General features: G+C 65.6%; 11 protein-coding genes. 7 read left to right on the top strand and 4 right to left on the bottom strand.

What is annotated here, in order from left to right; translation table 11 throughout:
* Positions 1-174: 174 nt before the first annotated feature.
* Together MSM1_RS08905 and MSM1_RS08900 are read left to right on the top strand one after the other, a co-directional pair.
* A complete protein-coding gene (locus MSM1_RS08905) occupies positions 175-606 on the top strand; it encodes an MmpS family protein (RefSeq protein WP_213441621.1) in 432 nt (143 codons plus the stop codon).
* Positions 603-3,512, top strand: a complete 2,910-nt coding sequence (locus MSM1_RS08900; protein WP_213441105.1) for an RND family transporter — start codon at positions 603-605, stop codon at positions 3,510-3,512. The genes MSM1_RS08905 and MSM1_RS08900 overlap by 4 nt, the downstream gene beginning before the upstream one ends.
* A gap of 76 nt (positions 3,513-3,588) precedes the next feature.
* Here the strand turns inward: MSM1_RS08900 and tnpB are convergent, their stop codons facing one another.
* The 3 genes from tnpB to MSM1_RS08885 form a co-directional block, all read right to left on the bottom strand.
* Entirely contained in the window at positions 3,589-5,241 is a 1,653-nt protein-coding gene (gene tnpB / locus MSM1_RS08895; protein ID WP_213441104.1) for an IS607 family element RNA-guided endonuclease TnpB, read from the bottom strand.
* Complete coding sequence (locus MSM1_RS08890) at positions 5,238-5,822, bottom strand: IS607 family transposase (RefSeq protein ID WP_213441103.1); 585 nt, start codon at positions 5,820-5,822, stop codon at positions 5,238-5,240. Before MSM1_RS08890 ends, tnpB begins: the two co-directional genes overlap by 4 nt.
* A 154-nt stretch (positions 5,823-5,976) precedes the next feature.
* Positions 5,977-8,025, bottom strand: a complete 2,049-nt coding sequence (locus MSM1_RS08885; protein ID WP_213441102.1) for a prolyl oligopeptidase family protein — start codon at positions 8,023-8,025, stop codon at positions 5,977-5,979.
* A 131-nt stretch (positions 8,026-8,156) separates the two neighbouring features.
* Between MSM1_RS08885 and MSM1_RS08880 the strand changes: the two genes are divergently transcribed.
* From MSM1_RS08880 to MSM1_RS08860, 5 genes are all read left to right on the top strand, one after another.
* The gene (locus MSM1_RS08880) at positions 8,157-8,435 is read left to right on the top strand and encodes a putative holin (protein ID WP_213441101.1); all 279 of its coding nucleotides are present in this window, start codon (positions 8,157-8,159) and stop codon (positions 8,433-8,435) included.
* The gene (locus MSM1_RS08875; protein ID WP_213441100.1) at positions 8,428-9,027 is read left to right on the top strand and encodes a hypothetical protein; all 600 of its coding nucleotides are present in this window, start codon (positions 8,428-8,430) and stop codon (positions 9,025-9,027) included. Before MSM1_RS08880 ends, MSM1_RS08875 begins: the two co-directional genes overlap by 8 nt.
* Positions 9,028-9,130: 103 nt before the next feature.
* Positions 9,131-10,525, top strand: a complete 1,395-nt coding sequence (gene lpdA / locus MSM1_RS08870) for a dihydrolipoyl dehydrogenase (RefSeq protein WP_213441099.1) — start codon at positions 9,131-9,133, stop codon at positions 10,523-10,525.
* Between the two features lie 50 nt (positions 10,526-10,575).
* Positions 10,576-10,812, top strand: coding sequence for a hypothetical protein (locus MSM1_RS08865; RefSeq protein WP_374101673.1), 237 nt, complete (start codon positions 10,576-10,578; stop codon positions 10,810-10,812).
* A gap of 245 nt (positions 10,813-11,057) precedes the next feature.
* Entirely contained in the window at positions 11,058-11,483 is a 426-nt protein-coding gene (locus MSM1_RS08860; protein ID WP_213441097.1) for a DUF6188 family protein, read from the top strand.
* Positions 11,484-11,528: 45 nt separating this feature from the next.
* Here MSM1_RS08860 and MSM1_RS08855 read toward each other — a convergent pair whose 3' ends face one another.
* The gene (locus tag MSM1_RS08855) at positions 11,529-12,659 is read right to left on the bottom strand and encodes a cellulase family glycosylhydrolase (RefSeq protein ID WP_213441096.1); all 1,131 of its coding nucleotides are present in this window, start codon (positions 12,657-12,659) and stop codon (positions 11,529-11,531) included.
* Between the last annotated feature and the right edge of the window lie 89 nt (positions 12,660-12,748).

The following is a 12,748-nucleotide window of genomic DNA, read 5'->3' as shown; positions in this document are numbered from 1 at the left end:
CCCGGCGGCACAGCGTCTGAGCGGCACGGCTGATGTCCCGGACCATTCGAGGGACGCCGGTGATTGGGTAGCGCCGTAAAGCCGGCCGTTGACTTCGTGCGCTGACGCGACGGGAAGCGGCAGAACGAAATTCATCGCCGACTACCAAAGGCAGCGACAAAAAGCGAGGGTGTGATGCTTGGCGTTCTCAAACGGGTGTGGATGCCGTTGCTGATCGTGGCGGTCGTCGCTATCGGCGGGTTTACCGTGTATCGCGTCCATGGCTACTTCGGTGCGCATGGCAACGCCGGAGGCTCGTCGGTCAGGTTCGAAGACACCAAGCCGTTTCGGCCCAAGGTGGTGATCTATGAGATCTTCGGCCCCACCGGCGCGGTGGCGGACATCAATTACCTGGACCTCAACGCCACACCGCAGCGCGTGGACAGCGCGCCGTTGCCGTGGTCGCTGCAATTGTCGACCACCGATCCGGCGGTGAGCCCCATCATTGTGGCGCAGGGCCGCAGCGACACCATCGGCTGCCGCATCACCGTCGACGGTGTGGTCAAGGATGAAAGGATCTCCAACGGCGTGAATGCCCAGACCTTCTGTTTGGTGAAATCCGCATGACGGCGACGACGAGCGACGCGCCGACCGACGTTCTCCCGGCGCCGATCGAAGCGGTCCGGGCCCGCTTGCCGCGGTGGATCCGCCGCCTGGCGGTGCCGATCATCCTCGCCTGGCTGGCGGTCACGGCCCTGCTCAACGTCGTCGTCCCCCAGCTGGACGTGGTTGGCCAGATGCGCACGGTGTCGATGAGCCCCCAGGACGCGCCGTCGATGATCGCGATGAAGCGTGTCGGGCAGGACTTCCACGAGTTCAAATCCGACAGTTCGGCCATGATCGTGCTGGAAGGTCAGCAACCGCTTGATGACGCGGCACACCGCTTCTACGACAAGTTGGTGGCCCAGTTCAGGGCGGACACCAAACATGTCGAAAACGTCCAGGACTTCTGGAGCGATCCACTGACCGCGGCGGGGTCGCAGAGCCCCGACGGCAAGGCGGCCTATGTGCAGGTGTATCTGGCCGGCAATCAGGGGGAGAGTCTGGCCAACGAATCCGTCGCGGCGGTGCAACACATCGTCAACACCACCCCGGCGCCGCCGGGCGTGAAAGCCTATGTGACCGGGGCGGCCCCGCTGCTGGCCGATCAGCGTATCGCCGGCGATCGCAGCCTGAAGCTCATCACCGGGCTCACCTTTGTGGTGATCATCGTCATGCTGCTGTTCGTCTACCGGTCGGTCGCCACCGTCGCCCTGGTCATGGCGATGGTCTTCCTGGAGTTGGCGGCGGCGCGCGGCGTGGTGGCGTTCCTGGGCTACTACAAGATCATCGGGCTCTCCACGTTCGCCACCAACTTGCTGGTGATGCTGGCCATCGCCGCCTCGACGGACTACGCGATCTTTCTGTTCGGCCGCTATCAGGAAGCCCGCACGCTCGGCCAGGATCGGGAGTCCGCGTTTTACACGATGTATCGCGGAACGGGCCATGTGATCCTCGGCTCGGGCCTGACGATCGCCGGCGCGACCTTCTGCTTGCGCTTCACCCGGCTGCCCTACTTCCAGACCCTGGGCGTCCCGCTGGCGATCGGCATGCTCGTCGTGGTTTTCGCCGCCCTCACGCTGGGGGCGGCCGTCGTGGTGGTGGCCAGCCGTTTCGGCTTGCTGGAGCCCAAGCGGGCGATGCGCATCCGGGGATGGCGAAAAATCGGTGCGGCGGTCGTGCGGTGGCCGCTTCCGGTGCTGGCCGCGACGGTGGCGGTCGCGCTGGTCGGCCTGATCACGCTGCCCAGCTACCGGCCCGGCTACGACAACCGGGACTATATGCCGGCCGACATCCCCGCAAACCTGGGATACGCCGCCGCCGACCGGCACTTCTCCCAGGCCCGGATGAACCCGGATTTGCTGCTCCTCGAAGCCGATCACGACATGCGCAATCCGGCGGATTTCCTGGTCATCGACAAAGTGGCCAAGGCGGTCTTCCGGGTGGCTGGCATCGGACGCGTGCAGGCCATCACCCGGCCACTGGGAACCCCAATCGATCACGCGTCGATCCCATTTGCGATCAGCATGCAGGGCACCACCCAGCAACTGAACATGCAGTACATGCTCGACCGCATGAACGACATGCTGAAGATGGCTGATGACATGCAGCGAATGATCGACACGATGGAGAAAATGCTGGCCCTGATGCGCGAGATGGCCGCCACCACCCACAGCATGGACACCAAGATGCACGGCATGTTCGCTGACATCCAGGACTTAAGGGATGAAATCGCCAACTTCGACGATTTCTTTCGGCCGATCCGCAGCTACTTTTACTGGGAAAAGCACTGCTATGACATTCCCATCTGCTGGGCGCTGCGGTCGATCTTCGACGCGGTCGACGGTGTCGACACGATGACCGATGACTTTCAGAATCTGCTACCGGACATGGATCGGCTGGATTCGCTGATGCCGCAGATGCTCACGCTGCTGCCCCCGATGATCGCCACCATGAAGACGATGCGGACCTACACGCTGACCATGCAGCAAACCATGGGCGGCTTGCAAAACCAGATGAAGGCGATGATGGAAAACCAGTCGGCGATGGGCCACGCTTTCGACAAGGCGAAAAACGACGACTCGTTTTACCTGCCTCCGGAAGCCTTCACCAACCCGGATTTCCAGCGCGGTATCAAGATGTTCCTGTCACCGGACGGGCACGCGGTGCGGATGATCATTTTCCACGAGGACGACCCCGCGTCCCCCGAGGGCATCTCGCGCGTCGAACCGATGAAACACGCCGTGCACGAGGCCATCAAGGCGACCCCGCTGGAAGGCTCCAAAATATACCTCGGTGGCACCGCGCCCATCTACCGAGACATGTCCACCGGGGCCATGTACGACCTGATCATCGCCGGAATCTCCGCGCTGTGTTTGATTTTCATCGTCATGCTGGTGATCACCCGCAGCGTTATCGCTGCCGCCGTCATCGTCGGCACCGTGTTGCTCTCGCTGGGAAGCGCTTTCGGCCTGTCGGTACTGATCTGGCAGCACCTCGTCGGGCTCGACGTGCACTGGATGGTGCTGGCGATGTCGGTCATCATCTTGTTGGCTGTCGGCTCGGACTACAACCTGCTGCTGGTGGCGCGATTCAAAGAGGAGATCCACGCCGGGCTGAAAACCGGCATCATCCGCGCGATGGGCGGCAGCGGGTCGGTGGTCACCTCGGCGGGCCTGGTGTTCGCGTTCACCATGATGGCCATGGTGGTCAGCGATCTGCGCGTCATCGGCCAGGTCGGCACCACCATCGGGATGGGCCTGCTGTTCGACACCTTGGTGGTGCGCTCGTTTATGACGCCGTCCGTCGCCGCCCTGCTCGGCCGCTGGTTCTGGTGGCCGGAGCGCGTGCGCACCCGGCCCGCCCGCCCGCGGGTGGCTGCGGTAGCGCCCGCAAGCTACGAGTTTGCCCAAGCGAACCCGGGACGGGTTTAGCCCAGGTTCAGGCCGGGTTTAGGATCGGCTTAACCCAGGCTTAACCGTTGCCGTTGAGTGTGTTTGAGTTGCACGCTCATGCGGCGTCCCCTTGCGGGGTTTGGGTTTTGGCCTCTCCGCATCCGGCCCCGCGTGGGCGGGGTCTTACGGATGCTCCGCCGGCACCGGATGTTCCGGTGTCCGCGCCATGGCCTGTGCCAACCGATGCGGTTGGCCCGGGTACCGGTGGGGCCGTGGTCCCGACTGGACCACAACTGGCGTGATCCGGCCAGTCACGGAGATTAAGCGCGGCGTTGCGATCACGGTCGACGATGTCGCCGGTGCGCGGACACACCAGCAGCTTGTCGATGCGCCCTTTGCCGATCAGCCGGCACGCGGTGCCGTCGGGTTGGGCGCAGCCGTGATGGATCTGGCTGGATGGGAACCAGCGATCCGCCACCGTGAGCACCGCGCCGTGGCGGGCGGTTTTGTAGGCCAGCATCGGCCTGATCGAACCCATCGCCGCATCGCAGACGGCGCGCCGGTAGGCGCGTCGTCCCATGCCGCGTTTCATGGCGGCCACGTCGAGGTCTTCGATCACGATGTGGCCATAGCCGCCGGCCAGCTCGGTGGTGAGCCGATGGGCGGCTTGCCGCCGCAGGTGCACGCACCGGCGATCCAGGCGGGTCAGCTTGGCTTTCGCTGCCCGGTGGCCGCGCGATCCGGGGATGCGGCGGGAAAGTTCACGCCCGGCCCGCCGCCGCGCCGCCAGGGTGGCTTTCAGCGGGACCGGATTCGGATACTCGGTAATGGTCTGCTCGCCGGTGGCGGTGTCGAGGGTGGCGACGGTGGCCAAAGCGCGCACCCCGAGGTCGATGCCGGCGACCACGGTCGGCGAGGCCACCGTGGGCGCGGTGGCCGGTGTGCGCAGCGCGTAGCCGATCGAGACGAACAACCGGCCCCACCGCTGCGACAGCGTCACGCTCAGAATGCGGGCCCGCCCGGAAGCGACATGACGTTGCACCCGGCGGGTGTTCTCCTTGGATCGCAGCGGCCCGATCACCGGCACGGTGATGGTGCGCCGATCGTCCTCGACTCGCATGGTTTCGGTGGTGAAACGTACTCTGCCGGCGTCGCGGCGCGCGGATTTGAAACGCGGAAAGCCCACACGGCGACCTCGCCGTGTGCCGTTGCGGCTGGCCGACCAGTTCTGCAGCGCCCGCGCCAGATCGGCCAGCCCTGAGGAGTAGGCCTCTTTGGAATTCTCGGCCCACCACGGCGCGACCATGTCTTTGGCGCGGTTCCACGCCCACCGCAGCGAACCCAGGTCCCAGCCCACCGGCTCGTGGCCTGGATCGGCAGCTTTGGCGTCCAGGTCGGCTTTCACTTGGGCCAGGCCCCAGTTGAACGCCTTGCGCCGCGCGCCGAAATGCGAGCGCACCAACCCGGCCCGATCCGGCTCTATGGGCCATTCGACCTCAAACTTGGCTGCTGTCACCGTCCACCCGGTGGGCAACAGCGCACCGGGCGAACCCGTCTGGGCGCAGCCCTCGGCGTCGCCGTCATACAGGTCGAACAACACCGACACCGACTCCACCGCCGCCCGGTGCGCCTGAAAGTCTGCGCCGATATCGACATACCGGGACCACGTCGGCGTCCCATCGGGTTTCGGCTTGCCCGCCAGATGCGCCCCGCCGGTGGCCGCGGCCACCTTCGCGGCCTGCGCCCGGGTGCGCATCCCGACGATCATGCCGCCCGGCCCGGTCCCTGTTTAGCGGCCGTCAGCGCGCGCATCGCCCGGTTCCGTGCCCCGCGCCGCCCACACAGCCGGGCGCACATCGACGTGAGGGCCTCGATCATGTCGCGCACCAGATCATCGGTGGTCTCCCCGGGATCGGCCACCGCGATCCGGCGGCCCTGCGCAGCCAACGCCGCCTCCAGATGCTTCACCCCCAAGCGGGCCAACCGGTCGCGATGCTCCACAACAATGACCTTCGCATCCGGGTCCGACAAGATCCGGCGCAGCTTCGGGCGTTTGCCGGTCAGCCCCGACCCGACCTCGGTAACGACCTGCCCCACCGTCAGATCCCGCTCGGTCACCCACGCCGTCAACCGGGCCGCCTGGCGATCCAAATCGGCGCGCTGATCATGGCTGGACACCCGGGCATAGATCATCACACTGTCCGCCGCGCCGCCGCCGGCCGGCGTCGCGCGCACCAGAATCAGCCGGCCCACCCGCTCCGCGGGCACTGGCAGCGTTCCCTCCCGAAACCAGCGATAAGCCGTATGCCGGTTCACCCCAACCGATTCGGCCCAATCCGCCAGATTCACAACACCAATTCAAACACACTTACGCACACTTAACTACACTCAACACGCAACAGTTCGCAACCCCGGGCTAAGAGGGGCTAAGAGCGGTTTAGGCCGGTTTAGCCCGCCTTAGACCGCCGCCTTAGACCGCCGCCTTAGACCGCTTTAGCCGGGTTTAGCCCGGTGCGACCGTGCCGGCCCGCGAAACGGTCAGCATGCGCCACAAAAACCGAAAGCTCAGCGCCGATTTAAAGGCGATCTGCGCATTGTCCGCGGCGCCGGCATGCCCGCCTTCGATGTTCTCGTAGTACCACACCCGATGCCCCGCGGCGTGCAGGGCGGCCGTCATTTTGCGGGCATGCCCCGGATGCACCCGATCATCTCGGGTGGAGGTGGTGATCAGCACCGGGGGGTAGTGGCGATCCGCGGAAACGTTCTGATACGGCGAGTACTCGGCGATGAATGCCCAATCGGCCGGATTGTCCGGATCGCCGTATTCGGCCACCCACGACGCCCCCGCCGACAGCAGATGGAAGCGGCGCATATCCAGCAGCGGCACGTGGCACACCAGCGCCCCGAACAGCTGGGGGTATTTGGTCAGCATGATACCCATCAGCAGCCCACCGTTGCTGGCGCCCTGTGCTCCGAGCTGTTCCACGGTCGTGATGCCGCGGTCCACCAAATCGGCTGCCACCGCGGCGAAGTCTTCGGCAACCTTGTGCCGGCCCGCACGCATCGCCTGGGTATGCCAGCGCGGCCCGTACTCACCGCCGCCCCGGATATTGGCCAACGCATAGGTGCCGCCGCGGCCCAGCCACAGCCGGCCCAGCACGCCGTCATACCCCGGCGTGCGGGCTACCTCGAACCCGCCGTAGCCGTCCAGCAGCGTGGGGCCGGGTCCGATCGCGTCACGGGGCCGCACCACGAAATACGGGATCGCCGTGCCGTCCATGGACGTAGCGAAATACTGCGCAACATAGAGATTTTCGCTGTCGAAGAACTCCGGGGCGGACTTGACGGGTTCCAGCGGCCCATCCCCCGCGCCGCGCAGCAAACATGATGGTGTATCAAAGCCACTGCTGTCGAGAAAAAACTCGTCGCCGGTGTCGTCGGCGGCGGCGATCACCGTGTTGGTCGCCGCCGGGATGTCCGAGACGGCTCTGCGGTCCCAGCCGCCGGGCGTGACGATCTCGACGCGGCTGGCCACATCGGCCAGCGTGACAATGATCAGCCGGTCACGAGTCCACGCGTACTGATGCAGGCAGGTGTGCTCGTCGGGTTCGAACACCACCGTCAACTGTGCGGTACCGGAAAGAAACTCGTCGTAGTTAGCCGCCAGCAGCGAACCCGCCGGATAGCGGGCGGAACCGGTGAGCCAGTCGGTGCGCAGCTCGATCAGCAGCCACTGCCGATGCACCGACACCGTGGCGTCGGTGGGGGCGTCGAGGCGGATCAGTTCGGGGCCGCGTAACTGGTAAACCTCGTCGTTGAAGAAGTCCAGGGCGCGGCGGATCAGGGTGCGTTCGAAGCCGGGTGTGCGATCCACCGACGCCGCCACCACGACGTCGCTCGCTGCCCCTTCAAACACTGTCTCGGCGCTGGCCAGTGGCTGACCGCGTCGCCATCGCTTGACTATCCGCGGGTACCCGGAGTCGGTCAGCGAGCCGTCGCCGAAATCGGTGCCCACCAGCACGGTGTCGGGATCGGCCCAGCTGATGCGGGTCTTGGCTTCCGGCAACACGAACCCCTCGGGAACGAATTGGCCTGTCAGCATGTCGAATTCGCGTACCACAGCGGCATCCGATCCGCCGCGGGACAGGCCGATCAGCGCGCGGGTGTACTCGGGTTCGATGACGCTGGCTCCGGCCCACACCCAGTTCTCGCCGTCGGCCCTCGCGAGCGCGTCGACGTCGATGAGCACCGCCCAGTCCGGAACGTCGCGGCGGTAACTGTCCAGGGTGGTGCGCCGCCACAGCCCGCGAGGATGGGTGGCGTCACGCCAGAAGTTGTAGAGGAACTCGCCGCGGCGGCGGACATAGGGGATGCGGGCGTCGGTGTCGAGCACCTCCAGCGCCTCGGCGCGCATCCGCTCGAACTCGTCGGCGCCGCCGTCGCAGAACTCGGCCACCGTCCGCGCGTTGTGCGCACGCACCCAATCCAGCGCCTCCTCGCCGGTGATGTCCTCGAGCCACAGATAGGGGTCCTCAGCTGCGTCACCGGGCATGAGCCCATTGTCGCCGCAGCGGCTGTTGCGGGTGCGGCCGGTTCCCGCGCGGCCGGCCCCGGCCCAGCCGCCGGGGGCACGCCGCAGCGGTGCCGCGCTGATCCCCGAAAGCAGCAGTAAGGTCGAACACCGTGATCCCGCTGCCCCGTTCTTGGTTGCTTAGCGCCGCAATGGTGGTCGGCCTTGCGGCCGGGTGGGTAGCCGGAAGCGCGGCCACCGTGCTGGTGCCGGCGCGGGTGCGGCCGGATGCCGTTATCGCGCTGGTAGCCGGTGTGCCGGTGGGCGTCGGGCTGCTGTTGATCCTGTTTTCCCGGCGCCGGTGGATCACCGCGCTGGGGGCATTCGCGCTGGCTGTTGCGCCCGGGTGGTTTGGTGTGCTCGTCACGATCCAGGCGGTGTGCGGTGCCTGACGAGGAGTCGCTGCCGAAAACCGAGCCCTACACCCCGGCCTTCGACACCGGTGCATGGCCGCAACCACCCGTGCCACCGGACGGCGGGCAGCCAGCGACGCCGCCTGCCCGGGGGGAACCGCCGCGTCCCAAGCATCAAAAGCCCGAGCCCGCCGGGACGCCCGCCATCACCCCGCAGGAGCAGTGGACGCCCAGCGCGCCAATGTCGCCGAGATTTCCGTCCGGGCCGATTCCGCTGCCGGCGCAGCCGGTCGTTGTACCCGGCCGCTACCACTACTTGAAGTGGTGGAAATTGGTTCTGGTGCTCGCCGGCGTGTGGATCGCGGCGGCCGTGATCGGGCTTTGCTTGTTCTACTGGTGGTACCACTCGATCGACAAGAGGCCGGCCGTGTTCGCCGTGCTGGCCTACGTCGTGGTCTGCACAGTCACGGGCCTGATGCTGGCGATGGTGCCCGACAGGCCGCTGCTCGCGGCGCTGGCCATCGCGCTGATGTCGGCGGTGTTCGCGTCGGTCGCCGCAGCGGCTCCGCTTTACGGCTACTACTTCTGCCGCCATGTTTCCCACTGCCTGGTGGGAGTCATTCCCTCCTGAGCGGCGTTGGCGGTGTTTTTTCGCGAGACAGCAGCTACGGCTGCGATCGGGCCGAGATCACGACCTTGGCTCCCGATTGCCGGCGCCCATTAGGGTAGGGGCCGTGACTCATTATGACGTCGTCGTCCTCGGAGCCGGCCCCGGCGGGTACGTCGCGGCCATTCGGGCCGCCCAGCTCGGGCTGAACACCGCAGTCGTCGAGCCCAAATATTGGGGCGGCGTCTGCCTCAACGTCGGCTGCATCCCCTCCAAGGCGCTGCTGCGCAACGCCGAGCTCGTGCATATCTTCACCAAGCAGGCCGCGACGTTCGGGATCAGCGGTCAGGCTACCTTCGACTACGGCGTCGCCTACGACCGCAGCCGCAAGGTGGCCGAGGGCCGCGTCGCCGGCGTGCACTTCCTGATGAAGAAGAACAAGATCACCGAGATCCACGGATACGGCCGGTTCAGCGACCCGCATACCCTCTCGGTGGACCTCAATGGCGGCGGCACCGACACCGTCACCTTCGACAACGCCATCATCGCCACCGGCAGCAGCGCCCGGCTGGTGCCGGGCACCTCCGTGTCGCAGAACGTCCTCACCTACGAAGAGCTGATCTTGTCCCGGGAGCTGCCCGGATCGATCATCATCGCCGGCGCCGGCGCCATCGGCATGGAATTCGGCTACGTGCTGACCAACTACGGCGTCGATGTCACCATTGTGGAGTTTATGCCCCGGGCGCTGCCCATCGAGGACGCCGAGGTCTCCCGGGAGATCGAGAAGCAGTTCAAGAAGCTGGGCGTCAAAATGCTCACCGGGACCAAGGTGGAAGGCATCAGCGACAATGGTTCGCAAGTGACGGTGCGGGTCAGCACGGACGGCCGAACCGACGAGCTCAAGGCCGACAAAGTGCTGCAGGCAATTGGTTTCGCGCCCAACGTCGACGGCTACGGCCTGCAGGCTGCCGGGGTGCGGCTAGACGAGCGCGGCGGGATCGGCGTCGACGAGTACATGCGCACCAACGTCAGCCACATCTATGCGATCGGTGATGTCACCGGTTTGTGCCAGCTCGCCCACGTCGCCGAGGCGCAGGGCGTGGTGGCTGCCGAAACCATTGCCGGCGCAGAGACACTACCGCTCGGCGACTACCGAATGATGCCCCGCGCGACGTTCTGCCAGCCGCAGGTCGCCAGCTTCGGGCTCACCGAACAGCAGGCCCGAGACGAAGGCTACGACGTGAAGGTCGCCAAGTTCCCGTTGACGGCCAACGCCAAGGCGCACGGCATGGGTGACCCCAGTGGTTTCGTCAAGCTGGTGGGCGACGCCACCCACAGTGAATTGCTGGGTGGTCACCTGATCGGTCACGACGTTTCCGAGCTGCTGCCGGAGCTCACGCTGGCGCAGAAGTGGGATCTGACGGCAAACGAGCTGGCGCGCAACGTGCATACCCACCCGACCATGTCGGAGGCGCTGCAGGAGTGCTTTCATGGTCTGCTCGGCCATATGATCAACTTCTGAGCGGGCTTCTCATGATTCGTGGCGAGACCGCCGCAAGCGTTGCCGGCGGAATGGTCGTCGGCTACATCGGCTGGCTGGTGGCCTTTTCAATCGGCGAGGCGACCACGACGGCGAGCCGCTGGAGCCTGGACGTGTTGGCCCTTTCGGGTGCGCTTGCGCTCGCGGCCGGGATGTGGGGCTGGCGGCTGCGTCGTGCACGCCGGTTCCCATGGGCGGCGTTCGCGTTTGCTCTGCCGGTTCTCCCCGTGGCGCTCACCGGGGCGGTGCTGCTCGACATCTATCTCTAGCCGGGCTTCGCCCTAACCGCCCTAACCGCCTTGACCGCCGGATGACGGCGCGCGGCGATGTGCCGCGTGCGGCTAGCTAATCGGCCCCACCCTGCTCGCCAAGCCCGCCGGGGTCCCCCGGATTACGGGATCACGGACATTTCGGCCGTTTCGGCCGTTTCGGACATTACGGACGCGAACAAGACTGCTAGTATCGTAGCGATACTGACGGTATCGCGCGCGAATGACAGGCCGGAGGACGAGTCATGCTCAACCAGTGGATCGAAGGACACGCCGTCCAGCGCATCACGCTCCGGGACGGACTGGTGCTCAGCCTGGGCGATCACAACCAACTCGTCATTTCCGGATCGCTGCTGCTTACCCTGCCCCCCGTGGGACTGCACCCGGTCGAGCAGGTGATTATCGATCCCGGCAACCTTCCCGGCCGCCAGCGGCCCCTGCTGGATTTCGCAGGAGCCACCTGCACGCGGGCCACCTGCACTGAAAACGGCCATCTGCACCTCGAGTTCTCGACCGGCCACCAGATTGACGTGTACAGCGATGCTCATCGAATCGCATGGGAGTTATACGGCAAATACCGCGGTTACGCGGTGTGCCTGCCCGGCGGCAGGGTGCGCGCCGTCCGGCATGATCTTCCCGAAGACAACGACACCGCGGTGGTGCCCGCCTAAAGGAGCCGACGCTGGACGCGCTGGACGCTCCGGGCGATCACACGGCTATGCCGGCTGGGCGCTGAGGGTTTTGATCGTCTGAACTTCGCTGTCCTGAAAAGGGCGTCCATCGGGACGTAGCAGATCGTGGAACCACACGTCCGGGATCGTCGAATACGGATGATCCCACGAGTCCCAAGGGAAATAGGTCTGGGTCTTCCCAGCGACCAGCCCCCAGTTCAGAGCACTTACGTTGTAGCGCTTTGCGATTGGCAGGATTCCGTCAACCGTGCTGCCCAGGGTCCGGGCCATGTACTCGGTGCAGAGGATCGGCCGGCCCAGCGGGGAAAGCTCGCTGATCCGGGACTCAAACGCCGCCGGTTCACCATAGCAGTGAAAGGTGATGACATCGGAGTTGTCGAGCTGAAGCGCGCTAATAGTGCTGCGGTTCTCGGGATCTGCCCAATTACCTTGCCACACAGCGCTTGTTAACGGTTGGCTGGGATTAACCGAACGCGCCCAGCGGACCACCTGGGGAAACAGATCGGCGACACGCTCCTGTTTGTCTTTGCGCTCGACCTCGTGGTACACCCGCGCGGGGTTGTCGGGCTCGTTCCATAGATCCCAGGCTAAAACGCGATCGTCATTGCGAAATTGGCTCAATATTCCCGTGACATAGTCATACAGCACACGGGTATAGCTGCGATCGGCGATGCGTTCAGCGCCGGGGCTCTGCACCCAGCCGGAGTTGTGTATGCCGGGCTTTGGCGCGCGCTGTGGGCCGGGCCTGGGGAACGGATCCCAGCAGGAGTCGAACAACACAAAAAGTGGTTTGATGCGGTGACGGGCTGCGATGCCGACGAACTGCGCGAGACGGGTTTGAAAGCCACGGCGATCCTGGGCCCATAGCTGATCATGAAGGAACACCCGCACGGTGTTAAGACCATGGAACCGGGCCCAGCCCAACTCGGTATCGATGCGCCGGGGGTCATAGGTGCCGGCCTGAAACATCTCCAGCTGGTTGATGGCGTTCGAGGGTATGTAATTGGCGCCGACACGCCAGCCTTGCGCCTGATACCAGCGGTGGGCGCGATCAGGCGACCACCGGCCCGGTTCCCCGGAGGCGCGAGGTAATTGGGTCATCGCAGTGCCTGCTGCCAGCAACAACGGTAGCTTCAGGACCGTTCGACGGTACACAAGCTGACCATAATTGGCCCAGAACGGTAACCCTGGCATTTGCCAAGCGAGTCGCGATTGCGTTGCGATGCGAACCGTTACCCCTCGCC

It is taken from the genome of Mycobacterium sp. SM1, from assembly GCF_018361265.1.
Classification (GTDB): domain Bacteria; phylum Actinomycetota; class Actinomycetes; order Mycobacteriales; family Mycobacteriaceae; genus Mycobacterium.
This window is presented reverse-complemented; position numbering and strand designations above follow the sequence as displayed.

Coding starts and splice junctions, on each gene's coding strand:
- MSM1_RS08905 (WP_213441621.1), top strand. CDS start 175: ATGCTTGGCGTTCTCAAACGGGTGTGGATGCCGTTGCTGATCGTGGCG.
- MSM1_RS08900 (WP_213441105.1), top strand. CDS start 603: ATGACGGCGACGACGAGCGACGCGCCGACCGACGTTCTCCCGGCGCCG.
- tnpB (WP_213441104.1), bottom strand. CDS start 5,241: ATGATCGTCGGGATGCGCACCCGGGCGCAGGCCGCGAAGGTGGCCGCG.
- MSM1_RS08885 (WP_213441102.1), bottom strand. CDS start 8,025: ATGCCCGGTGACGCAGCTGAGGACCCCTATCTGTGGCTCGAGGACATC.
- MSM1_RS08865 (WP_374101673.1), top strand. CDS start 10,576: ATGGTCGTCGGCTACATCGGCTGGCTGGTGGCCTTTTCAATCGGCGAG.
- MSM1_RS08860 (WP_213441097.1), top strand. CDS start 11,058: ATGCTCAACCAGTGGATCGAAGGACACGCCGTCCAGCGCATCACGCTC.